General features: G+C 61.1%; 24 protein-coding genes and 1 tRNA gene. 8 read left to right on the top strand and 17 right to left on the bottom strand.

Annotated features, from left to right (window positions below; all coding sequences use genetic code 11):
- The first annotated feature begins 1 nt into the window (after position 1).
- Complete coding sequence (locus BGE01nite_RS00550; RefSeq protein WP_146848305.1) at positions 2 to 922, top strand: endonuclease/exonuclease/phosphatase family protein; 921 nt, start codon at positions 2 to 4, stop codon at positions 920 to 922.
- A 4-nt stretch (positions 923 to 926) separates the two neighbouring features.
- On the opposite strand, the gene BGE01nite_RS00545 is transcribed toward BGE01nite_RS00550, so the two are convergent.
- Positions 927 to 1,475 carry a ribonuclease H-like domain-containing protein gene (locus tag BGE01nite_RS00545; RefSeq protein WP_146848304.1) on the bottom strand — a complete coding sequence of 183 codons (549 nt, stop codon included), beginning with the start codon at positions 1,473 to 1,475 and terminating at the stop codon, positions 927 to 929.
- A 15-nt stretch (positions 1,476 to 1,490) separates the two neighbouring features.
- Positions 1,491 to 1,688 carry a translation initiation factor IF-1 gene (gene infA, locus BGE01nite_RS00540; protein ID WP_146848478.1) on the bottom strand — a complete coding sequence of 66 codons (198 nt, stop codon included), beginning with the start codon at positions 1,686 to 1,688 and terminating at the stop codon, positions 1,491 to 1,493.
- A 517-nt stretch (positions 1,689 to 2,205) separates the two neighbouring features.
- On the opposite strand from infA, the gene BGE01nite_RS00530 reads away from it, so the two are divergent.
- A tRNA-His gene (locus BGE01nite_RS00530) sits at positions 2,206 to 2,280 on the top strand.
- Positions 2,281 to 2,325: 45 nt separating this feature from the next.
- Positions 2,326 to 3,066: a ribonuclease III gene (gene rnc, locus BGE01nite_RS00525; RefSeq protein WP_146848303.1), complete on the top strand. Its 741-nt coding sequence runs from the start codon at positions 2,326 to 2,328 to the stop codon at positions 3,064 to 3,066.
- Between the two features lie 413 nt (positions 3,067 to 3,479).
- Here rnc and thiH read toward each other — a convergent pair whose 3' ends face one another.
- Positions 3,480 to 4,619 (bottom strand): 2-iminoacetate synthase ThiH, encoded by a 1,140-nt coding sequence (thiH, locus tag BGE01nite_RS00520; RefSeq protein WP_246145626.1) that lies wholly within the window; start codon positions 4,617 to 4,619, stop codon positions 3,480 to 3,482.
- Positions 4,620 to 4,733: 114 nt separating this feature from the next.
- On the opposite strand from thiH, the gene BGE01nite_RS28835 reads away from it, so the two are divergent.
- The 4 genes from BGE01nite_RS28835 to BGE01nite_RS00505 are packed head-to-tail and all read left to right on the top strand — an operon-like array spanning position 4,734 to position 7,035.
- The gene (locus BGE01nite_RS28835; protein ID WP_170266496.1) at positions 4,734 to 4,901 is read left to right on the top strand and encodes a hypothetical protein; all 168 of its coding nucleotides are present in this window, start codon (positions 4,734 to 4,736) and stop codon (positions 4,899 to 4,901) included.
- Between the two features lie 10 nt (positions 4,902 to 4,911).
- Positions 4,912 to 6,057, top strand: a complete 1,146-nt coding sequence (locus BGE01nite_RS00515) for a GH32 C-terminal domain-containing protein (RefSeq protein ID WP_146848302.1) — start codon at positions 4,912 to 4,914, stop codon at positions 6,055 to 6,057.
- Between the two features lie 44 nt (positions 6,058 to 6,101).
- Positions 6,102 to 6,629 (top strand): dihydrofolate reductase, encoded by a 528-nt coding sequence (locus tag BGE01nite_RS00510; protein ID WP_146848301.1) that lies wholly within the window; start codon positions 6,102 to 6,104, stop codon positions 6,627 to 6,629.
- 34 nt (positions 6,630 to 6,663) lie between these two features.
- Positions 6,664 to 7,035 (top strand): sulfite exporter TauE/SafE family protein, encoded by a 372-nt coding sequence (locus BGE01nite_RS00505; protein WP_170266495.1) that lies wholly within the window; start codon positions 6,664 to 6,666, stop codon positions 7,033 to 7,035.
- 196 nt (positions 7,036 to 7,231) lie between these two features.
- Here the strand turns inward: BGE01nite_RS00505 and BGE01nite_RS00500 are convergent, their stop codons facing one another.
- The 6 genes from BGE01nite_RS00500 to BGE01nite_RS00475 all read right to left on the bottom strand — a co-directional run bounded on the left by BGE01nite_RS00500 (position 7,232) and on the right by BGE01nite_RS00475 (position 15,440).
- Positions 7,232 to 9,196, bottom strand: a complete 1,965-nt coding sequence (locus BGE01nite_RS00500) for an FAD-dependent monooxygenase (protein ID WP_146848299.1) — start codon at positions 9,194 to 9,196, stop codon at positions 7,232 to 7,234.
- Positions 9,193 to 10,350 carry a type III polyketide synthase gene (locus BGE01nite_RS00495; RefSeq protein WP_146848298.1) on the bottom strand — a complete coding sequence of 386 codons (1,158 nt, stop codon included), beginning with the start codon at positions 10,348 to 10,350 and terminating at the stop codon, positions 9,193 to 9,195. The genes BGE01nite_RS00500 and BGE01nite_RS00495 overlap by 4 nt, the downstream gene beginning before the upstream one ends.
- A 2-nt stretch (positions 10,351 to 10,352) precedes the next feature.
- On the bottom strand, positions 10,353 to 10,925 hold the full coding sequence (locus BGE01nite_RS00490; protein WP_146848297.1) for a YceI family protein: 573 nt from the start codon (positions 10,923 to 10,925) through the stop codon (positions 10,353 to 10,355).
- On the bottom strand, positions 10,922 to 12,934 hold the full coding sequence (locus BGE01nite_RS00485; protein ID WP_146848296.1) for an FAD:protein FMN transferase: 2,013 nt from the start codon (positions 12,932 to 12,934) through the stop codon (positions 10,922 to 10,924). The genes BGE01nite_RS00490 and BGE01nite_RS00485 overlap by 4 nt, the downstream gene beginning before the upstream one ends.
- Before the next feature lie 198 nt (positions 12,935 to 13,132).
- Complete coding sequence (locus BGE01nite_RS00480; protein WP_146848295.1) at positions 13,133 to 13,624, bottom strand: hypothetical protein; 492 nt, start codon at positions 13,622 to 13,624, stop codon at positions 13,133 to 13,135.
- Positions 13,625 to 13,769: 145 nt separating this feature from the next.
- Complete coding sequence (locus BGE01nite_RS00475; RefSeq protein ID WP_170266494.1) at positions 13,770 to 15,440, bottom strand: FMN-binding protein; 1,671 nt, start codon at positions 15,438 to 15,440, stop codon at positions 13,770 to 13,772.
- 143 nt (positions 15,441 to 15,583) lie between these two features.
- Between BGE01nite_RS00475 and BGE01nite_RS00465 the strand changes: the two genes are divergently transcribed.
- Positions 15,584 to 16,729 carry a 6-phosphofructokinase gene (locus BGE01nite_RS00465; protein ID WP_146848292.1) on the top strand — a complete coding sequence of 382 codons (1,146 nt, stop codon included), beginning with the start codon at positions 15,584 to 15,586 and terminating at the stop codon, positions 16,727 to 16,729.
- Between the two features lie 295 nt (positions 16,730 to 17,024).
- On the opposite strand, the gene BGE01nite_RS00460 is transcribed toward BGE01nite_RS00465, so the two are convergent.
- The 8 genes from BGE01nite_RS00460 to BGE01nite_RS00425 form a co-directional block, all read right to left on the bottom strand.
- Complete coding sequence (locus BGE01nite_RS00460) at positions 17,025 to 17,396, bottom strand: hypothetical protein (RefSeq protein WP_146848291.1); 372 nt, start codon at positions 17,394 to 17,396, stop codon at positions 17,025 to 17,027.
- On the bottom strand, positions 17,386 to 17,979 hold the full coding sequence (locus BGE01nite_RS00455) for a hypothetical protein (protein ID WP_146848290.1): 594 nt from the start codon (positions 17,977 to 17,979) through the stop codon (positions 17,386 to 17,388). The genes BGE01nite_RS00460 and BGE01nite_RS00455 overlap by 11 nt, the downstream gene beginning before the upstream one ends.
- A gap of 66 nt (positions 17,980 to 18,045) precedes the next feature.
- Entirely contained in the window at positions 18,046 to 18,282 is a 237-nt protein-coding gene (locus BGE01nite_RS00450) for a hypothetical protein (RefSeq protein ID WP_146848289.1), read from the bottom strand.
- Between the two features lie 196 nt (positions 18,283 to 18,478).
- Positions 18,479 to 19,855, bottom strand: coding sequence for a dihydrolipoyl dehydrogenase (gene lpdA / locus BGE01nite_RS00445; protein ID WP_146848288.1), 1,377 nt, complete (start codon positions 19,853 to 19,855; stop codon positions 18,479 to 18,481).
- A gap of 173 nt (positions 19,856 to 20,028) precedes the next feature.
- Positions 20,029 to 20,337, bottom strand: coding sequence for a hypothetical protein (locus tag BGE01nite_RS00440; protein ID WP_146848287.1), 309 nt, complete (start codon positions 20,335 to 20,337; stop codon positions 20,029 to 20,031).
- A gap of 22 nt (positions 20,338 to 20,359) precedes the next feature.
- On the bottom strand, positions 20,360 to 20,959 hold the full coding sequence (locus BGE01nite_RS00435; protein WP_146848286.1) for a glycerophosphodiester phosphodiesterase: 600 nt from the start codon (positions 20,957 to 20,959) through the stop codon (positions 20,360 to 20,362).
- A gap of 23 nt (positions 20,960 to 20,982) precedes the next feature.
- Entirely contained in the window at positions 20,983 to 21,390 is a 408-nt protein-coding gene (locus tag BGE01nite_RS00430) for a hypothetical protein (RefSeq protein WP_146848285.1), read from the bottom strand.
- Between the two features lie 58 nt (positions 21,391 to 21,448).
- On the bottom strand, positions 21,449 to 22,066 hold the full coding sequence (locus BGE01nite_RS00425) for a hypothetical protein (protein WP_146848284.1): 618 nt from the start codon (positions 22,064 to 22,066) through the stop codon (positions 21,449 to 21,451).
- Positions 22,067 to 22,072: the final 6 nt, after the last annotated feature.

Below are 22,072 nucleotides of genomic sequence, written 5' to 3'. Positions count from 1 at the left end.
CATGCTTCTTCGTGCTTTTCGCGTGCTCGGCTGGCTCGCCTTGCTGGCCGGGCTCCTTCTCCAGCTTTGGCTGAAGGACCGCCATGTCAGCTGGGCGGTGTTTTTCTATGGGATGCCGAAGCCCTGCCTCGCGGGCCTGGCGCTGGTGCTCACCCTGTTGTCTCCAGGGCTTTGGAAAAGGCTGGTGGCAGGCGCGCTCACCCTCGTGCTGCTCGGCTGGTGGCTGTCTCTCTCCTGGTCATCCGGTCCAGCCGCACCCGCGGCGCCGTCCGCTGACCTAACCAAGGATGAAATCACGGTGCTCTACTGGAACTTGTGTCGTCCGAAGGCGGTGGATCAGGAGGCGCTGGAACTGGTGCGCGAGCTGAATCCGCAGATCGCTGCTTTTGTGGAGCCTGGCCCCGAGCTCACGAAGCATCTGCCGGCTTATGAAAAAGAGCTGCCTGGTTACACCGCCGCCTGGATGCCACGCGGTGTGCTCTGGCTTTCGCGGCTGCCTTCACGCTATCGCGAGCGCGGCAAGCTTGACGGACTCGGAGCTTATGCGCGTTTTGAAGTGTATGAGCCGGGCCCGCCGTTCCAGGTCGTGGTGGCGGACGTGCATCCAAGCCTGATGCACTCTCGCGAGCAGCAGTTGAAGGAGGTGCTGGCGCAGTCACAGGATCGTGATGACACCATCTTTGTCGGTGACTTCAACACGCCTTTCGAGTCCGTGTACTTCGATGTCTGGCGCACGCGCTTCACACATGCCTTTACTGGGGCTGGCAGTGGGTTTCGCGAGACCTGGCCCGTGGGTCTGCCGCTGCTGAGCATTGACCACATCTGGGTGGGAAAGGCCTGGGAGGTCGTGGAGACGCGCAAGATCTGGCGCCTCACGGGCAGCGATCATGCCGCACTTTTTGTTCGGCTGAGGAGGAGGTAGTGTTCTACTCCAGCGACCACTGCACCGACACTTTTTGTTCGCGGCCGTTGCGGTCGTTGTATTTCACGTGGCCGTTCTTCGCGCCGTATTCGTGCACACACTTGGTGACCTTCACGTCATAGGCGCAGTATTCGGCGATCTCGAGGAGCTTGCCCTGCTGCCACCAGCGCAGAGCTTGCAGCCCATCGGCAGTTTTGCCGGTGCCGAGCGTGGCCGCGGCCACGTCCTCAAGCTTGATGCGGTGACCGAGCTGCTTTTCCAGATCCACCAGCAGGTCAAAGCTGCGCACTTGATCACGGAAATCAAAGATGGTGTGACCCATCAGCACATCATAGTCGAAGCTGATGTGATTGAAGCCCACCACCACATCCGCACGAACGAGCTGGTTGATCAGGTCGTTCGCTTCCTCTTCCTCATAGAACAGGTACTCACCCAGCCGGGTGCTGTAAGTCACCGCGATGGAGATGCCCATCTTATGCTTGTTCCCCCAGCCGCCCACGTCATTCGCGGTGCGGCGGGTTTCCAAATCAAAGTAGACGATGTCCTTGGCCATCAGAGAGAATCCAAATCAGAGGCGATAAACAATGCGCGCCTTGTCCATGTCATAGGGTGACATTTCCAGCTTCACGCCATCACCGATGACGAGACGGATGAACTTCTTGCGCATCTTGCCCGAGATGTGAGCCAGCACTTCGTGTTCGTTTTTCAACTTCACACGGAACATGGTGCCCGCGAGCACGGCGGTGATCACACCTTCCAGCTCGATGGCTTCTTCCTTCTGCTTTGTATCATCATCTGGAGGTGGCTCTGGACGACGCTGCGGGGGACCGCCGCGACCACGGCCACGGCCGCCGCCACGGTAACCACCTGGGCGCGGACCACCACCGCCACCTGGGCGAGGAGGGCCGCCCGGACGTGGAGGACCACCACCACCTGGACGCGGAGGACCGCCAGGGCCACCGCCGCCACCTGGACGTGGGGGACCGCCTGTTCCGCCACCACCACCGGGTCGCGGAGGACCGCCGGCACCGGTGCCACCTGGACGTGGAGGGCCGCCACCTCCCGGACGTGGGGGACCGCCGCCACCTGGACGTGGGGGACCACCCGGACGTGGCGGGCCGCCGGGACGATAACCGCCGCCACCGCCGCCGGGACGTGAAGAATTGCCTCTATTAGGGGGAGAACTCATGGAAAGTGGAGAGTGCTGGAGACCCGGCACGTTGACAACTGAAAAAACCGCTGGCGCACTCGGTTGAATGTACTACTGTCGCGCCCGCGAGATGGTGGTCGTAGCTCAATGGTAGAGCCCCAGATTGTGATTCTGGTTGTTGCGGGTTCGAATCCCGTCGATCACCCCATCTTCACTCGCCCCGGACACGCGCCACAGCTCCCGACTGCGCTTCATGGAACACCTGGAATCCGTCCTCGGTCATTCTTTTCGAGACCGCTCTCTGCTCACTGAAGCACTCACACACGCCAGCCTGGGATATGAGACCCAGCGCACCCAGCCTGACAACCAGCGTCTGGAATTCCTGGGAGATGCCGTGCTCCAGCTGCTGCTCTCGGAGATCCTCTTCGACCGCTACAAAGATGCCGATGAAGGCCTGCTGACGAAGACTCGCGCGCAACTCGTCTCCACCAAGGCCCTGGCCAAGGTGGCGCGCGGCATCCAGCTCGGCGGCTTCCTTTTAATGGGGCGTGGAGAAGAGAGCCATGGTGGCCGCGAGCGTGACTCTTCCCTCGCGGATGCGCTGGAGGCGGTCGCCGGAGCGGTGTTCATCGATGGAGGCATGGAGGCCGCCCGCCACATGGCCAAACGTCTTTTCACGGCGGAGATCGAGAGCCTGGGTGCCAGCCCGGTTGATCAGAATCCCAAAGGCCAGCTTCAGGAGATGCTCCAGGCCATCAGCCCGCAGTCACCCAGCTACCGCATCATCCATGAGAGCGGTCCTGATCACGCCAAGTCCTTCGTCGCGATCGTGCAGTGGGATGGTCGTGAGCTGGGTCGTGGCCATGGCCGCAGCAAGAAGGAAGCAGAGGTCGAAGCCGCACGCGTGGCTCTGGAAGCGGGTCCTCCGACCGAGTCTGCGGCCGATTATACAACCACTAGAATTTCCAACACAACATGTGAGAACGTTGGGTAAAACTCACCTCAACTCTGAGAACAGCTTCCATAAGTGAGACTTGTTGGCGACCACTCACAGCCTATGCCCAAAATTGTCCGCAACGTTTTCGGCTGTGGAACCCGCCATTTTCAAACCAGGAACACGCTTGTTCCACTTATACCCACCCTATAAGACTGAGAGTAAGCTAAGCTCGACTTCATCCCCAATCATATAGGCTGGGAAGAAGTGGGATAACTCACCAGCCGAGCTGGAATGACGAAATCCGAATGCGGAATGACGAACGTCCAAAAAGGTCTTCGGTGAAAGCAGTCTGCTCAAAGCCCATATAGGCATGCGTGAGCAGAGAAGGCTGGAATCTTGAGCATGACCTCTTGCTGTGGATCCATGGACTCCCACGCTTGAGATGTTTGCGCTTTCGTTTGGCGAGCCTTTTAGGCAGCCGAGAGGATGGAGGCGTCCCAGTCCTTCCAGACAGCGTCCAGGCCCTGTTTGGAGAGCATGGCGGCCACCTCAGCGGGGCTACGCTCATCGGCGATGCCGAACTGGCCTTCAGCCTTGGCCTTGTCATCGCGCTCGGTGAGGTCCACGCGGCGGCCTTTGACGGTCTGGTGGAGATCGTCACTGCCAGCGCCGGTGTAGCCGCCGGGTTCGGTGTGGCTGCCAGCGCTCATGCTGGTGATGCCCAGCGGGGCCAGCGCATCCCGCAGTGGGGCGGGTTCGCGGGTGCTGAGCACGATGCCCACCTCAGGGAAGACCAGGCGGAAGGCGCAGATGGTCTGCACCAGGGCCCAGTCCGGGAAATCTGTCATTGGCTGGAAGCCGCCTGCTGCAGGTCGCAGACGGGGGAAAGCCACAGTGAACCAGGCCTTCCAGCAGTGCTTGTTCAGGTGCTCCAGGTGCGCAGCCAGTCTCAGGGCCTCCAGGCGCCAGTCACTGAGGCCAAAGAGCGCGCCGATGCCGATGCGGCGGAAGCCGCCCTCATAACCGCGCTCCGGACAGGCGATGCGCCAGTCAAAATCCTTCTTCGGACCAGCGGTGTGCATGTCCTTGTAGATCTCGCGGTCATAGGTCTCCTGGTAGACCACCAGCCCCTCGCAGCCAGCCTGCACCATGCGTTCATATTCAGGCGCTTCCATGGGTCCGACCTCGATGCCGATGGTGGGCACAAAGTCCCGGATGGCGCGGATGCACTCCTCCAGGTAGCCGTTGCTGACAAATTTCGGGTGCTCGCCGGCCACCAGCAGGATGTTGCGGAATCCCTGGTCCACAAGGTGCCGGGCCTCTTTCACCACCTGGTCGATGGTCAAAGTCACCCGCATGATGCTGGTGTTGTCCCGGGAAAAACCGCAGTAGGAGCAGTTGTTCACGCACTCATTGGAGACATAGAGCGGTGCAAACATGCGCATGGTCCGGCCAAAGTTACGCCGGGTCAGGGTGCGGGCTTCGCGGGCCATCGCCTCCAGTTGGGCGGGTGTCTTGACCTCCAGCAACGACGCAAATCTCTCCATCAGCGGCGATTTGCGCGCGGGGAGGGCATCGAGGACGGGCAGGAAGGCAGAGGGCGTGGACACAGGCGGAAGCGGGAACCTTAGTTATACGGGCACCCGGGCTTTTGCGCAACGAGGTAGCTGGCTGAACCCGGAACGATGGGTGCTGCCTGGGACGTTGTGTGGCATCCGCTCTGCATGCGTCCGCTGTTCCCTCTCCTCCCGCTGTACTTCCTGCTCTCGACCTTCGTGCAGGCGCAGAGCGCGCACGTCCAGCCGCGTGACCATGCGCTGGGTGACGTGCACCCCTTCTTCCATGAGGGTGAATGCTTCCTCTATTACCTGAAACCCGGCGGAAAAATTTGAATCCGCCCTCATGCGGTCGCGAGACTGGCTGCACTGGACCGAAGCACCAATCACCCATGATCCCGTGAAGCCGGAAGACTGGATGAGGCCCTACTTCGTGCTCGGTGTGTGGCATGATGCCTCCACAGGCCTCTTTCGCAGCTTATACGGTCACAACGAAGGCCGCATGGTCAGCTCCGTGAGCCGGGATCTCCTGCACTGGTCCTGCGCGCCGAAGGAGTTTCACGTGCCGCCTGCAGACTACTACCAGCGTCGTCGTGATCCCTTTGTCTTCTGGATTCCTGAGATGAAGCAGTATGGCTGCGTCATGACCACCTGGATGAAGGGCCGGCCGAAGGAAACCGGCGGCGCCGTGAGCCTGGCCACCTCGCCGGATCTGAAGCAGTGGAAAGATCACGGCCCCATCCTGGATCCTGGCACCATCGGCGAGCCGGAGTGCCCGCAAATGTTTTGGTTAGGCCAAAAATGGCATCTGCTGGCCAGCATCTATGACCGCGCTGTGGGCCAGCCCGTTTATTGGAGTAGCTCCTCGCCTCTCGGCCCCTGGAAAAAAGAACCGGACGGCATGCTCGATGGCAAGGACCTCTGCGCCGCGCAGATCGCGTTGGAGAATCAAACACCCTTTTTGTTCGGCTGGATTCCCTTGAAGCCTGCGCGCCCTGGTAAGCAGACCTGGGGCGGCCACCTCGCGCTGCCGCGTGAGGTGCACGCACTGCCTGATGGAAAACTCGGCACGCGCCTGCCCGCGAAGCTCGCGAAAAATTTCGAAGACCTCGCGTGGCAGCCAGAGATCGGCGTCTGGAAAAGTGTGATCGCGGATTTCAGGCTTACCTTGCCTGAAGAGATGAAGGAGACCCGTGTGCGCATCACGCCTCTCGGCGAGATCGTCTTCCAGCGGGACCGGTTGCGCATCCTGGATGCTGCCGGCGAATGCTGGAGCGAACTCGCGGCTGATCTCAGCACGGCGGAGACACAGGCTGTCAGCGTGCGCCTGTTCATGGATGGTGACATGGTCGAGCTCTTTGTGGCAGACCGCTATTCGCTGGCGGCGCGGCTGCCCGCGCCGAAATCCGCCGCGCCCTTCGAGCTCACATCCAAAGACGGCTCTGCCACGATCACCCACATACGCTTTGCGGAATGGGCGCCGCCTCCCTGACGCAGACATTGCCAGTTTTGAAACCCGACCTACTTTGAACCTCCATGAGCGCGCGCCTCACACTCATCGCCGCAGTGTCCGCAGATGGCTTCATCTCACGCGGCAGCGGTGTGCCCTGGGATCTGCCGGCGGACAAGACTCATTTCCGTGAGCAGACCGCGGACAAGTGGCTGCTGCTGGGACGCCGCACCTTTGAGGAGATGAAGGGCTGGTTCACGCCCGGGCATCACCCCATGGTGCTCACGCATGATGCCTCCCTGCGCGTGCCCCGCGGGCAGACGGTGGCATCGGTGACTCAGGCCGTCCACCTCGCCACAGATGCGGGCGAGGCGGAAATCTTCTGCCTCGGAGGTTCAGAGATCTACGCGGCGTCCATGCCTCATGGACACCGGCTCATCATCACGCATGTGCATGAGATCCTCGGCGGCGGCCTGCCCTTTCCCGTCATCTCACCGCGTGAGTGGGAGCCGGTCATGCGCCGCTCGCATCCGGCGGACGAGGAGCATGCGCAGTCCTTTGAGATCGTGACTTATCATCACGTGGTGCGCCGGGGTTATGACCTCGCGGCTTGATCTCGCTGGCAGTCGCGGCCAAGGAGTCGGCAGCATGAGCACCACCACACTGATCACCTGTCTCGGCATCGGCATTCTCGCGGGCGTCATCGCCGCGCTCTGTGGCGTGGGCGGCGGAGTGGTTATGGTACCGGCCTTTGTCTCGCTGCTGGCCATGCCGCAGAAGACGGCGGTCGCCACCAGCCTGGCCATCATCATTCCCACCGCGGCCATGGCCACCACGCAGAACGCCAAAAATGGCTTCGTGGACTGGAAAGTCGCCGCCGTGACGGCGGTGTCTGCCTCGCTCTTCGCCTATTTCGGTGCTGACTGGATGAAGACCCTGAGCAACACCACCCTGACCCGAGTCTTTGGCACCATCCTTGTCATTTTCGGCACGCGGATGCTGTGGCTGGGGAAGGCGTGAAAGGTGGGAGGGACATGCGCAGTCGCGAAGCGTCCCGGAGTGCGGTGGCAGAGATGCACGGGCCACCGAGCATCGCCGACACCGCTCTCGTGCGCACAGGGCACTTACCCAACAACGAAGACGTTCTCTGCGCACATAGCGGTGTCGCGCTTGAGCGCTTGCCACCGCACTCCGGGACGCTACCGCGACTGCGGAGTCACCTCAATGCAAACACCTTCTCCGGCACGCTTTTGATCGTGTTGTACGGGATCGTCAGCATGGCAAAGTAGGGTCCGATGTGTTTGGCCAAAGGTCCTTTGAAGAGGCACTCGCGCATAAAAGTGTCTCGCAGCCAGGATGAGACGACACCCGTGCGCGTGCCGAGCCACATGCCGCGGGCGGCGCGTTGCGTGGCCACGGTGGAGGCGCAGCGGCGGCAGCGATCGTAGGCCTCCAGAAGCGGCAGCGCTGGCTGATCTCGCTGCTCGATGGCGATGAGCACCTCCGCCAAAAACTCGGCATCGGCCCAGCCGGTGTTCATGCCCTGTCCGCCGATGGGGCTCATGAGATGCGCGGCATCACCGCAGAGGATGACGCGGCCATCGTGATACTGCTCTGCCTGCAGCCAGCGCGGTGAGAAGGGGCTTTGGTTGAGCTGATCGTGAACCGCGAGATCCAGACCGGCGCGCTGGCGCACGAGCTCGCTGATGAGACCGTGATCGCTGCCGATGACAGGCTGCGGTGTTTGCACAATCCAGCGTCGACGTCCGTCTGGCAGTGGAAAAGCCTCCACAGCTCCCTCACGGGTAAACCAGAGGTGGGCTTCATGGCCTAACGAAGTATGATCCTCAAAGTCTCCCATGAGGAAATGGCAACCATATTGACCTCCACGCGTGCGCATCTGGATCAAATCCCGCACGCGGCTCTTGTGACCATCGCACCCAATAACCCAACGGGCTGTGAATAAAATTTTTTCCCCGCCCAAGCTCACCATCTCTGCATCCTGCTCCAAACGCGTGATCTCCATGCCGCGCAGTAGCGTGACCGTGGGCAGCGAGGCAACCTTCGATTCCAAAGTCGCCAAGGTCTTCTGCTGTGGCAGCGAGAGGATGTAACGATGTGCTCCAGGAATATCCCGAAAGGATGCGCAGCCGAGCTTCTGCTCGTGGCCAAACACCTGGCAATCGCGGATCTTCACACCTTGTTGCACGAATTCTTCTTCCAGACCCAGCTTGGAAAGGATCTCGAGCGAGGGTGGTGTGATTCCAATGGCCTGCGAGTGGATCAAGGGCTCCGTGCGTTTGTCGACGACCAGCACGCGCAGTCCCCTTTGCCCAAGCAAACCTGCGAGCAGCAAGCCCACAGGCCCTGCGCCCACGATGGCAACATCGTAGTCCGTGGGTTTCAGGGTGGTGGATTTGATGGAGCGCACAGGACCAGGAAACCAATACGGCACGCGCCGCTGATAACGCGCAAAAGCCGCGCCATACCAGCGAAGATAGCGTTTCTCCTTCAGCACCGGCGCCAGCACACAGTACAGCGTCCAAAGACTGGCGATGACCAGGTGATCCGGCGTCCACACCGGCGCGCTCCAGAGGATGAGCGTGAAGGAAGCATAGATGGGCTGCCTGCTGTGGCGGAACATGCCGGTGCGCGTGAAGGGCTTGTAGTTAGGCCGTTCACCCCGCCAGACAGCCCGCCAGCCCAGGCTGCCGATCTGGGTGTCGAGGCCGGCATCACTCATGGACTTTGCCAGCAGGATCCACGAGAGTGCGTAGAGGCCGCTGAGCAGCAGCTTCAAGCCACCGGAAGGCATCCACCAAACGGTCTCACTGGAGGACCAGAGCAAAAAGGTAACCAGCAGTTGCAACGAGGCCAGCGCCGCGAAGACGGTCGTCGAAAGTGCGGCACCCAGGCCAAGCGGCGCCAGGCGGGTCATGAACTTGCGGCCACGGTCTGAGAGCAGCAAAGTGTGACCCACGGCAAACTGAACGACGAGCAGCACATCCATGAGCACGGCTGTGCCGCCGTGCAAATGCACGAGGCTCATGTGCAGGCCGTTGTAGAGGCTCCAGAACATCACCACCACGGAGGCGAGAAACAGTGCATGACTCACGAGTCCATAAGCCAGCGCGGTGTAGCGCTGAGCCGGGGTGTAGTGAGCCGTGGAGCCTTCGTTCATCTCATCTGCGCGCCGGTGCCTTGTTCCTGAGGTTGTCGCGGCATCGCCGGGCAGCCGATGCGCTCCATCACCGCGGTTTCGATGGTGAGACCGGGGCCGAAGGCCATGGCGCAAAGCGCGGCCCGGTCCGTCTCCGCAGAGTCGAGCATCTCCTTGAGCACAAAGAGAATGGTGGCGCTGCTCATGTTCCCATAATCACGCAGGATCGTGCGGCTGGCCTCCAGTGCTTCGTGCTTCAGCTGCAGGCTTGCCTGCACCTTGTCCAAGATGGCGCGTCCGCCGGGATGCACAGCCCATTCATGGATGCCATCCATCTGCATCCCATGACGCTGGAGCACACCGTGGAGGAGCTGGCGGATATTGCTGCCGATGATCTCCGGCACGTAGCTCGAGAGCACAATGTTAAAACCCTCGTTGCCGATATCCCAGGCCATCTCTGCCTCACCAGAGGGCACCAGCGCGGACTCAAAGCGGTCGAGACGATACGCAGGCCTGTCCTTCTGCGGCTCACGCGCGCTGACGATGGCCGCAGCAGCGCCATCGGCGAACAAAGAGTTCGCCAAAATGCTGTCCGGCTGGTCGTTGACCTGGATGTGCAGGGTGCAGAGCTCCAGGCAGATCACCAGCACCACGGCATCAGAATTCGCCTCACAAAACTGCGCCGCCATGCGCAGCGCGGGAAAGGCCGCGTAGCAGCCCATGAAGCCCAGTGTGTAGCGCTCCACGTCCGGGCGCAGGCCCAGCTCGCGGATGATGTGATAGTCCGGCCCTGGATTGGCGAAGCCTGTGCAGGAGGCGAACACGATGTGCGTGATGTCCTCCTTCTGAAAACCTTCGGCATCCGCAATGGCGCGGCGCGCGAGCTGCACGGCGAGCTCGCGCGAGGAGCGCGCATAGGCCTGGTTTCTCTCCGCGGTGGAGGGAGAGATCATCGCGCCCTCCGCATCAGTGCGGAAGAGGGAGGCATGGGCATCCGCCACGAAATCACCGCTGACGCTGTGGCGTGTCTCGATGCCGCTGCGGTTGTAGATGGCGTGAATGAGGCGCTTCGTCTTCGGATCGCGTGTCCACTCCTTCACACGGTCACGCGCATAGCTCTGCGCATAGGTGTAGGCCGGCGTGATGGTGGCGATGTGGTGGATGTAGGCAGACATGATCAGGGCTCTTTCAAGGTGACAGTGGCGTGGATCTTCACTTCATCACCCACCCGGATGAAGAGAAGCACGGAAGGCACACTGATGCCGCTGGTTTTCATGGAGACCGGGAAGTCGAGGTCGAAGGTGACCTTGTCCTTCTGTTTTTGAAAGTGGCTGATCACACCGGTGATCTTCTGCGACTTGCCTAACAAAGTCAGCGTCATGGGCAGAAAGGCCGGCGTCCTGGGATCGCTGGTGATGCTCTCCGCGGACGCATCGATGGCGGCCCTGATGAGCGGATAGTCCGTGGCTTTCATGGCCTTGCGCATGTTTTCGTCGCGCTTGGGCTCGGCGGTGTCCATGCCTGCGGCTTCCACCGTCACCTCAGCCTTCACCTTCTTGAGCTGGCCTGAGTCAGTCAGGGTCACGCTGGTGGTGAAGGGCTTCGCGGTCACCTTTCCCGCCCAGTTGTGCAGGGTGGAGGTGCCGGAAAACGTGATGTCGGCTGCTCCCGCCCAGTCTTGGGTCGTGTCAGCCCGCACCTCAGCCCGCCCAAGCAGGGCGAGGATGAGGAGAAGAGGGGCTGTTTTCATCGTTGAAACGCGCGGGGGGCTGTGTGTGAGACAGACAGGCTGTGGCTCAGGGCGGTGAGATGCTGGCGGTTTGTCTGAAGAGGCATCTCACGCAGGGTCTGTGCCGGATCTTCCGCCCCGGCCATGGAAGCACCTGCGCGGCCCTGATCCAGCATCGGCAGCACCAGGCCGGAGGCCAGCCAGAGTGTGAGGGCTGCGGAGCCGATCTTCCACAGACGGCGCGCATCCGCCAGCGGCGGGCAGAAGGTGATGACCAGCGCAGGCACCAGCAGCAGCGCGCTGGCGGTGAGCCCATCCGGCGTCAGCACCAGAGTGGGCAGCAGCCACCCGGCCAGCAGCCCATGCCGCGCTTTCAGCGTGCCCGTGCGCATCCGGCGCCAGCCCTGGCGCAGCACCCGCGGCGTGCAGAAGCTCCACGGCATGAGCGCCACAAACAGCAGGGGCAGAAAGCGCCACCAGGATCCTTCCATCCCTTCCGGCACGTTCGCCGGGGCAGGCATTCCCTTCATGAAAGACACGGCCAGACTGGCCGCCAGCGCGACGCCTGTGCCCACGATCCATGTGCGTGTGGTTTTCCGGCCGCCGACAGCCCACCAGCCCAAGGCGGCACCGGCAGGCACAAGGGAGGCCACCGGACCTTTGACCATGAAGCCCAGAGCCAGCAGGGCAAAGAACCCCAAGGCACGCTGATGCACGAGCGCGGCGATGGCGGCCATGTTCAGCAGGCAGAGCGTGAGGTCTGGCATGGGCAGCAGCCCCGCCGCGAAGACGGCCAGCGTGAACATGAGCATCGTGGCCGCGGCATGGGCGCGGTAATGCCCCCAGAGCCTGCGGGTGATGAGGAAGGTCATCCACACCATGCCGAGAGAGGCGATGGCAGCCCCGGGCTCGGCCCCGCTATGCTGCAGACCTGCAGGACCGAAGGTGATGAGCAGCAGCACCACGGGCAGCAGCCAGGGCCACATGCGGATGAGATCACGCGCCAGCCACTTTTGCGTCACTTTTCGTTCGGCGGTGAGGCTGGCAGCCGAGGAGGCGGCGGGAAATGAAATGATGCTGGAGCTTTCAGCCTCCGGCGGAGCCAGATGACCGGCAAAGGCCTGCGTGGTGAGCGCTGTGCCGGTGTCATCGAGCAGGCAGGCATTCACCAGACCGGTGCTTTCGGCGAAGTGCAGGCCCTCACGCTGGCCCAGCAGCATCATGGCTGAGGCATGCACACCGGCGGTGAGGCTGCTGGCAGCCACCACGATCACGGAGCGCAGATCATTGCGCACAGGATGACCCGAGCGAGGATCGATGATCCCATCATCCCCACCGACCCAGGACAACGCCTGGTTCGAGAGCCTGAGCGCGCCTGCGCCCTCTGGCACTGGAAGGCCCTGCCCGGCATCGATCATCCAGAATGCATGCTCGCCATCTCCACCGAGGGCGAAGAGGTCCGTTCCTAGCTGCACCAGGGCATCTTCGATCCCGTGCTGGCGCAAAAGCTGCACCAGCATGTCCACGGCATGCCTGCGGCTCAGGATGGTGAGATCCAGACCCATGCCCGCACGCGGCAGAAAAATTTTCCCCGGCTCACGCCGGATGGCTTTCCAATCCGAAAGCTCGAGAGCCTGCTGGATCTCCGCATCACTCGGAGCGCTGTCTTGGGCCTTGCGGGTCTCCCACAATTTTGTGAGTGGCAAAGTGGCGGGATGAAGCAGGCCATCGCTGAGCTGGCAGGCGGTGTCTGCGGATTTCAACACCTGCTCCATCCCGGAATCGATATCGATCCAGCTCTCGCCCGCAGCGTCATTGATGCGGGAGATGTGTGAATCGGAGTTTGAAAGCGAACATTGGCGCCCGAAGGCCCCGAGCCAGGCGGCGGCCGCGCCGACCAGCTTCATGGCGGTGGCTGCATCCGCGCAGCGAAATTGCAGGCGGCACCGGGTGCCCAGGGCCTGGATGGAAAAGCTTCTCACGCCGCGGCGGTCCGGCTGGATGAAAGCATTATTGGATAGGTCTGACATAAGGCATCGAAAGCAGTCTGAGATGGAATGAAGCGCATTCTGAAAGCCGCATGAGCGGCAGGCGCAGTGAGAGGCCAGGGCAGGAGGTAAGGTTGGTTCAGGGCCTCCAGGCCGCAAGCGGGCAGGCTCTACATGACGGTATTGTCACGCAGCGTGAGCCTCCCGGACTCAGGTCGCGGAGCATGGCTCCGCTGTTCTTCAGACCATCAAACGCACACTGCGCAGCATCACCTGGATGCTCCGCAGCGTGGCGACATGACTTCTTTGGATGTCATTGGAAAAGGTGTTTGCGGTCAGCAGGCATGCCTGGGGCATCCAAGGCTGGCAGCTCATGAACGAGTCACACTCTGCCTGCTTTTTCGCGCGGACCTGCTTCACCGTCTCCTCGGTGAGACCGGAGCTCAGCGCTTCCGTGGAGAGCCGGTGATCTCCCTCCTGGGAGCTGCTGCACAGCCGCACGATGACACGCGCCACCACATTCGCATGGTCTTCCACGGCGGGTGTGTACTCATGCTCGCGATGGTGAAGCACGACCTGGGTGCCCTGCTCGCTGCGGGACACCATGACCGCATGGCTGCCTTCCAGATCTGCGGCCAGCGTCGTGATCGCGGGCAGGGCAGACGTACCGGCGATGGCATGAGCCAGCAACAGGAACAGGCCGGTGAGACGATGAAGCAGGGAGCGCCGCATGAGAAAAGGGAGAGAGAGATGTGAGCGGATAGAGCACTCTTTACGCGCTCCTGTTCATTCATGACAATTGTTTCATCTTGAAGGATCTGTGCTGAGATTGCATCGCAATCCAACGTGCTTGCATGCGCAGATAAACGGTGCGTTTTCAGACTAGAAACGCGAGTGCCAGCAGGCCTGCGGCCAGCCAGTCCTTCAGGCCTAACCGATCACCATCACCGGTGAAACGTAGCAGCTTGAAGAGGGCCCCCGTGGGGCAGCCATACTTGCAGTAGGCCAGCGGCTGGAACAGCGAGGCGATGAGTCCGACCACGGCGATGGTCAGCGTGGCCCAACCAGCGATGCGGAAGACATAAGCATCAAAGGGCTCGAGCGAATTGAGATCCACCGACCATCCCAGAACCACGCTCACCAGCACCAACGCGAGCAAAACAAAGGGCAGAGTCGTCAGCACGCGTTCCAGGCGTGGTGACACATGCCAGCGTACCTTCAAACGACGCGCCAGAAGCTGCTGCAGGGCTCCATGCGCGCAGATGTGATGGCAGTACAGATGCTTGCTGGTGAAGACAGGCCCCAAGAGCGCGAATGCCGCGAGGATCAGGAAGCCAGGAGCACTCTTCCAGGGTGTGCCATGCGCGGCCCAGCCTGTGAGCAGGCCTTGGGAAAGCAGCTCCCCCGCCATGAAACCGCCGTAAAGGACTAACAAAAGATGATGCAAATGGCGCATCCAACTGATGCCGCGCAGATGAGTGAAGGCCATGAGCAGCGCGGAGATGATGACCACCACGTGCCCGGTGTCCTGCCAGCGCCAGCGGATCTGCCGCAGCCAGCCGGAGGGCTTTGCCTCCAGCAGGTTCTGCGCGCGGCGCTTCAGGCTCTCCGCCACAGACCAGCTCGTCTCAGTGGCGCCGGAGACACCCTCGACCTTTGCTTCCTTGAAGTCGATGTCCGCCAGTTTCTCCAGAGTCTTTTCGTTGAAGAGATTCAAGAAGTAGTCATCGCCCGTGACATAGGCCAGATAACGCTTCGTCTCATAGCTCTTGCGGATGGCGATGCGCTTCAGCGTGGTGCCGGTGGCATCGAGAAGCATCAAGGTGTCTGTCGGCCCCTTGTAACCGACGATGCTGTCCGCCACGGGTGAGGTGCGCACGGCGATGGCGAGTTTTTTCCCCGCTTCATCCAGCACATCCCAGCCTCCTGGATGCTGCTTGGAAATTTCGAGCCGCTTCGCGGCAGGTTCCAGGCGGGTCACTTCCTCCACGGTGATCTCTTCGGGAAAACGCAGCGAGGTACCGGAGGCGCGGCCCAGTTTGGCCAGCACACCCTGCGTGATCGCGGCGCTGGTCAATGTGGCACCGGTGACCGCATGCAGCTTTTCGGGAATCTCGCCACCCGGCTTCATGGCCTTGAACTGCGTGAAAAATTTCCGATCCGCCACCACTTCAGCCACATGCTCGGTGGTATCGTAGCTTTTCAGCAGCCGCACACCCGTGACCAGGCCCTTCATGTCGAAAACCAGCAGGCAGTGGCTGGGTCCTGAGTATCCGATGATCTTGTCAGACTCCGGCGCGGTGGTTGTCACATAACCCAGAGACCTGTCCCGCCGGTCAAAAGCTGTGCGCCAGCCATTGCTGGGGTTGGGTTCGCCGAGGTGGTCGATGTCCGGAAAAAAATCCCGCAGCCGCTCCGGGGTCAGCGCGGCCGCTGCCTCCAGGCGCTCCCGGGTCTGCACCGCGTCCCGTATGACCAGCACCGCCGCCACGAGCAGGCCCACCCGCCAGAGGCGGATGAACAGGGCGCGGGCAGTTTTGGGCAGCATGTTCTTAAATTTGCGCAGGGAGTGGACTGCTGTCACGCATGGATGTCGCAAGCGTTGGCTTGCCACCCGGGCGCGGCCCGCTATGACTGGCCCCCCGCCGGATGGGTACCCCGTGAATTTTCCCGCCTGCGGTTCCCCCAACCATGTCCCTCTCTTCCGAAAGTCCCGTGGCCGTCCTGTGCAGTGGCGGCGATGCCCCTGGTATGAATGCCTTCCTGCGCGCCGTGGTGCGCCTGGGGCTGAACCGGCATCAGGTTCCCGTTCTCGGCATCCGCGATGGCTATCGCGGCCTCGTCCGCGCCGCCCGCCAGGTCAATGCTGATACCGACGGCCTCGTCCGCCTGAAGCAGGAGATCGAGCGCAACATCGGCAACCGCGGCCTCATTGATGCGCAGCAAAACATCATCCAGATGGACCACGCCAGCGTGTCTGGCATCATGGGCAAAGGCGGCACCATCCTGGGCTCCGCCCGCTGCCTGGACTTCCACAAGCCGGAGGTGCGCCGCGAGGTCATCGACCTGCTGGGCAAGCTCGGCGTCGGCTCCCTGATCATCAGCGGTGGTGATGGCTCCCTCACCGGTGCCCGCCTGCTGGCTGAGGAGAGCAATCTCCGCATCATCGGCGTGCCGGCCACGATCGACAACGATCTCCAGTTCACCGAGATGTCTCTCGGCGTCGACACAGCGGTGCATACTTTGGTGTGGGCGGTCGATCATTTCATCGACACCGCGCGCAGCCATCGCCGCGTGATGGTGCTGGAAACCATGGGCCGCGAGAGCGGCGATCTCGCCCGCATGGCCGCCCTGGCTTCCGGCGCGGAGATGGTGATCACGCCTGAAAGCGGCGCCTTGACGGAATCCCGCATGCGCGGTCTGGCTGAGAAGATCGAAGGCGCCATGACCCGCGGCCGCGGGCATGCCATCGTGCTTATCGCGGAAGGTGTGAAGTTTGAGCCCGAGCAGAAGCGCAATGGTGCCTACATCCTGCGGGATGCATTCCAGGCCTACTTCCAGCGTGCCGGCGCTCCGTTCCCGGATCTCGAAGTCCGTCCGTCCGTGCTCGGTCACCTTCAGCGCGGTGGTCACGCCACGCCGGGAGACTGCATTCTCGCAGCACGCTTCGCCGAGGAAGCCTGGAAGTCCCTCCTGGACTCGAACGGCAAAAACGGCATCACCGCCCTGCGCTACAACAAGGTGGAGATCGTGCCGTTTGGTTGTCCGGACCTTCCCGAGCGCTCCATCCATTCCCGCGCGATGGATGCGCTGCATGATGATCTGGCGAACTGGTAGAGCTTTAGTTAGGCTGGCTGGTCATCGAAGCCTCGGCAGAGGCGAAAGGAAATAGCGCACGGCTTCAGCCGTGCGTTAGCGCAGCGCATGCACCCATTGGATTCAAAGTCCCGGAAGGGACGAAAGAGATGTTGAATGCATCCTTGATTTGCGAAGCGTCATCAGGCGAGCTTGATCTTACCTTCATCAAGGCATGGCCCTTTACCGATGACCTTGTTGTAAGGCGGAAGAAAACCTCTTTCGTCCCTCCCGGGACTCTGGGTCATTCACGGGTGGATCACGCCGTGACGCACGGTTAAAACCGTGCGCTATTTCCTTTCGCCTCTCCGAGGCTGCTTTGATGCCAGGCCGTTCGTCGTGGCGCGGGTTCTATGCCCTCCTTCATTGACCTCAACCACAGAGCACCGGCAATCATCAAGATGACTCCGATGAAGATGTAGGCAGGCCGTAGATTCGTCGGATCCATGTGGCCGACGGTGTGCTCGATGACCGTGGCGGATACGGCGCCTCCGACAAAGAGCACAATGCACATGAGCCACGCCTTGCGGACCCGTGATGTGCTGTACTCCTCGCGAGGCTGAGGCGCGGTGAATCCGCCCAGGGCTGCGAAGATGCCTAACAGCGCTGCTACAAGCAGCACTCGGCGAAGACTGAAATCAAACTCCATGAGCGGGAGGCGAGGCCTTGATGCGAGGGGTTCCTTTGTGAGCACTGAAATCGATCTGCTTCATCTGGGCCAGCATCAAGATCTCGCGTCGATCACTGGGATACTCATCGATGGACTGCCATTTGTTGGCGGTTCGTAGGGTCGTGAGCACCTGCTGAAGGCGAGTTTCCAAACCAGATTCGGCCGTGAGACGCTGCTGGAGATGTTTCCAGGCCTTGAGAAGAAACAGAGGTCCACCCAAACAGATCTGGCTGATGACGTACGCGGGGCCGGTGACACGGTGGGCATAGATGTCTGTCCAAACCGCACTACCACTGTCATCGCCCAGATCGTGGAAGAGGGACGACTCGACATAGCTTTTAAAGCCATCTCCCTTCTGCCATTGCCGGTAGCCTGACCAGGTGATCACCAGCATCGCGGCCGGTGCCACCCAGGACAACCACGCTCCGGAAAGGCTCAGCATGTGGAAGATAATAGCCAGGCCATAGGCAAAGAACAGCCAGGCGATCCCATAACAAACAATGCTCAAGACAATCAGACCGATGGCTTTGAGGATTTGGGCACGATTGTAGGCAGCGATCATCGGCACACACCTACTTCAAATGGGAAGGCTGGGTCAAGCCGTCATGAACTGCAAGGAACCGAGTCCCTATTCTTTGCCCCAAACCAGCCACGCCAACAAGCCGAGCAGTAGCAGGGAAAACACGAAGCCTAGAAAGCGGGAGATTACACCATACATCACCGCAAATCCACCGCCACGTTTGCGCCACTCACCATGCTGCTCGCGGCGGTAGGAAGCCGACAAAATATAGCGCCATCCTGCGGTCAGGAGTTTGATGAACTCGAAGAATTCGCGATTGCTGTAGCCAGAGCCGAATCTGATCATGGGCAGTGTGGAGATGGGCGCACGTTAGACCCGTTCTGTGCGAACCGCTTCTGTTTTCAGTCTGCCGCACCGGACATCACGATGATGGGTTTAACGTCGGAAACAACCTTCAAGCATAGGTCCCCAAAAAAACTGACGGCACCCTGAATGGTTCAGGATGCCGTCAGGCCGTTTGAGGAGGGTTTTAAACTGAGAATTAAACGTGGATCGGATGCCCCTTGGCCACTTCGGTGGCTTCCTTGACCATTTCCGACAGGGTCGGATGGGCGTGGATGGTGGCTTCGATCTCGTCCCAGGTGGCTTCGAGGTTCATGGCGAGGCCGATCTCGGCCACCATTTCCGTACACTCACTGCCGACCATGTGGGCGCCGATGATCTCGCCATGCGGCTCGCCGTAGATGATCTTCACGAAGCCTTCCGGCTCGCCGGCTGCGAGGGCCTTGCCGCTGGCCTGGTAAGGGAACTTGCCCACCTTGTACTTGAGGCCCTTTTCCTTCGCGGCGCGCTCGGTGAGGCCGATGCTGGCCACCTGCGGATGGCAGTAGGTGCAGCCTGGGAAGACGTCGACCTTCTTCGGCGTGTGCTTGGTGAACATGCCTTCGACCGCCTGCACGGCCTCATAGCTGGCCACGTGGGCGAGCCAGGGCGGCCCGATGATATCGCCAGCACCGTAGATGCCTTTGACGTTGGTCTGGTAGCGGGCGTCGGTCTGCAGCCAGCCGCGATCGCTGAGCTTCAGTTCCATGCCGCCGGGCAGCACGGGGGCCACGCCGATGGCGACGAGGGCCACTTCGGCCTCGAGGGTTTCATTGGCGGCGCCTTCGACGGTGATCTTCACGCCTTTGCCGTCCTCAGACGTGCCGGTGACCTTGGTGTTGGTCAGGATGCGGATGCCGGCCTTGGTCAGGCTTTTCTCGACGGTCTTGCTGACTTCGGTGTCCTCGACCGGGAGGATGTCAGGCATCATCTCGACGACGGTCACCTTGGTGCCGTAGGCATTGAAGAAGTAGGCGAACTCGATGCCGATGGCGCCGGCACCGATGACGATGATGCTCTTCGGCTGCTTCGCCAGGGTCATGGCCTCTTTGCTGCCAATGACGGTGGTGCCATTGAAGGGGAAGCCGGGCATGGGGCGGGTCTTCGCACCGGTGGTGATGAGGATGTTCGCAGCCTCATGGGTTTCCTTTTTACCGTCGGCAGCGGTCACTTCCACCTTGCCAGCGGCAGGGATGCTGCCGGTGCCCTTGAGGTAGTCGACTTTGTTTTTCTTGAAGAGGAACTCGATACCCTTGTTCAGCTTGTCAGAGACGCCACGGCTGCGGCCGATGACTTTTGACCAGTCATACTCCAGGCCGCTGATCTTCAGGCCAAACTCGTCCGCGCGATGCGTGAGGGTATGGTACAGCTCAGCGTTCTTCAGCAGGGCCTTGGTAGGAATGCAACCCCAGTTCAGGCAGGTGCCCCCTGCGCGGTCGTTTTCAACGCAGGCCACTTTTTTGCCGAGTTGCGCTGCGCGGATGGCTCCGACGTAGCCCGCAGGCCCGCCGCCGATGACGATGAGGTCGTAGTTCATGTGAGGTGTGTTGGGGGAAATGACAGCCTGAGAAAAGCGCAGGGGCTGGGGCAGTTCAACCGTAGAATGCCCCCGTGCGCAGGGGAGGGGCGCGTGAGACGGGGCTTTGGATGACAGCGATGCCCTGAGGAAGGACAAAAAGGACCTCAAGGACAGGTTCCGCGAGGCCCCGCCTAGACCTCGGTGCCATCTCCGCCGTTCTGGGAGGAGATGAGGCCGAGGACGATGCCGATGTCCTGGGTGGTGGCGGGTCTGCCGTGGATCTCCTTGAAGCGGCTGAGGGCATAGCGCATGACCGCCGCGTCTGGAATAGAGCCGCCCGTCAGTCCCACCAGCATGCCGATCTGGTAGGAGTCGTCCGGATCGATCAGCGGGTTTCCGGCGGCATCCGACGGCGGAGCCGTAGACTTGGTGGGGATGAACAACCACACGAAAAACGCAACGGCGAGGATGCCGATGATGATGGATAGGGCGCCTGGCATGGTGTGCGGGGTGACACCTAGGTTACGCCGCTGCCCTGCTCTTTGGCGTCTGATGTAGATTCACAAAGGCACCGTCGACGCCGAGGTCCTGGACGGCGCGACGGCTGCGAAACTCCCACACACAACTGGCGAAGACGACATAGCCCTTCTGCTGAAGTCTGAGGACGTGCCACCTGAGCAGCACGGACTGGTTGATCAGGCAGTGCTTCCAGGGCTGCTGCTTCCAGAGCGCGACGATGGCCGGAAACAGACCGAACCGCGCCAATTGCGCCTCGGGAACTGTCCGCTGCAACGCGATGAGCACGCTGGAGCGATGCGAGGCAAAGATGACCCGGCTGAGGGGTAGATGGCAGGTGATGGCTTCTATCAATTGCTGAAGTTCTGCCTCCGCATAAGGACCTTTGAGGTGCGCGATCAACCCCAAACCGTCGGGCATCTCCGCGAGGCAGTCGTGCAAAGTGTTCTGACGGCCCAGTCCATGCGCGCAATGAAACGTGCATTCGGCACTCATGACGACATCAAGCTCCACGAAATCCGCACCATGCCGGGCCGCCAAGCGCACGCCTTCGGGAGAGTTTTGGAACCCGCTCTGCATGCCTCCACGATGGGCGATGATCTTCATGGATGGTGGTGATACAGCTAGTTCTAGCTACCGGAAAACTCTTGAAGGTAAGCATACAGTGCGTTGTAAATCTCCTCTCCGTGGTCCCAGATCTCGTCGCTGAATTCGTAGCCTTCAAAGTCGTCGTGAAATCGGTTTCCGTGTTCCTTGTAGACTTTGAAGCAGGCCTCTATGGCGTTCGCAGCGTCATCAAGGTGCAAGCGGCGGAAAGAGGCAATGGCTTCATGAACATCTTCATGCTCAAAACTCTGGCCATGATAAGAGATCCAGGTCGGCAAGCCAGCATTGATCGTGATGTTGTAAACGTCGTGCACGAAGTAGAGCGTGCGCCCGTCGATTTGCCATTCCTTCCACGAGGTTGAGTGAATGGAGTTACCTTCCAAAGCCTCAAAGCGGTCTGCGATGTGGTCGTATTTTTCGTCAAACGTCATGTGAAGAGATGATGGTTGAATAGCATGGAATACGAGCACGCAAGCAGCCGACGTCTTATCATAGCTGACCCAGCTTTCGCGCCCATGTCAGGGCGTAGTCCTCGGCAAAATCTTCGCGACGCATCAGGCTGTGAAAGGCGGGCTGGTTGAGATGGCCCATCTCATGAAGGAAAAGGTGATAGCGATAGTACCGGCGCACTTGTTCCGCTGTCCACACATGGAAATGGCGGCCGTCCCGCACCTCCCAGCGGTCGCACCATGGAGCATAGTGACTGCGCACCTTCAAGGAAGGAGGTCGTATGCCCCAGTCCACTTCATTGGAAACGGGGAAGGGATTGAGAATGACACAAAGATACCGCCGGCGGGCTTCCACGCCATTTGCCCGGTCTCGTGCGCTGGAACGACGAAACACCACCGCACGAAGATGTCTCCAATGTCTGCGGGGCAGATGAGCCAGTACCTTGCGAATGTCCTTCTCATCGCATGGATGGTAGTAGTCCCGTGAAGGATTCTCTGTGATGAAGAGGATCTCGCCATCATCCGGGCGCTCGGAGAGCTTTGTCCAAATAGCATCGATCTGGCGGACACGACTACGTTTCTGCGATGCGTCACCATCACGAACACGACCGCCTTGGGTCAGGCCGATCTTTTTGCTTCGGCGAATGGGATTTCGCATGAGAAT

The sequence above is a fragment of the Prosthecobacter gellanilyticus genome (genome assembly GCF_007992435.1).
In the GTDB taxonomy this organism is placed as follows: Bacteria; Verrucomicrobiota; Verrucomicrobiia; order Verrucomicrobiales; family Verrucomicrobiaceae; genus Prosthecobacter; species Prosthecobacter gellanilyticus.
The sequence above is the reverse complement of the archived record's forward strand: the minus strand, read 5'-3'. Positions and strand labels throughout refer to the sequence as shown.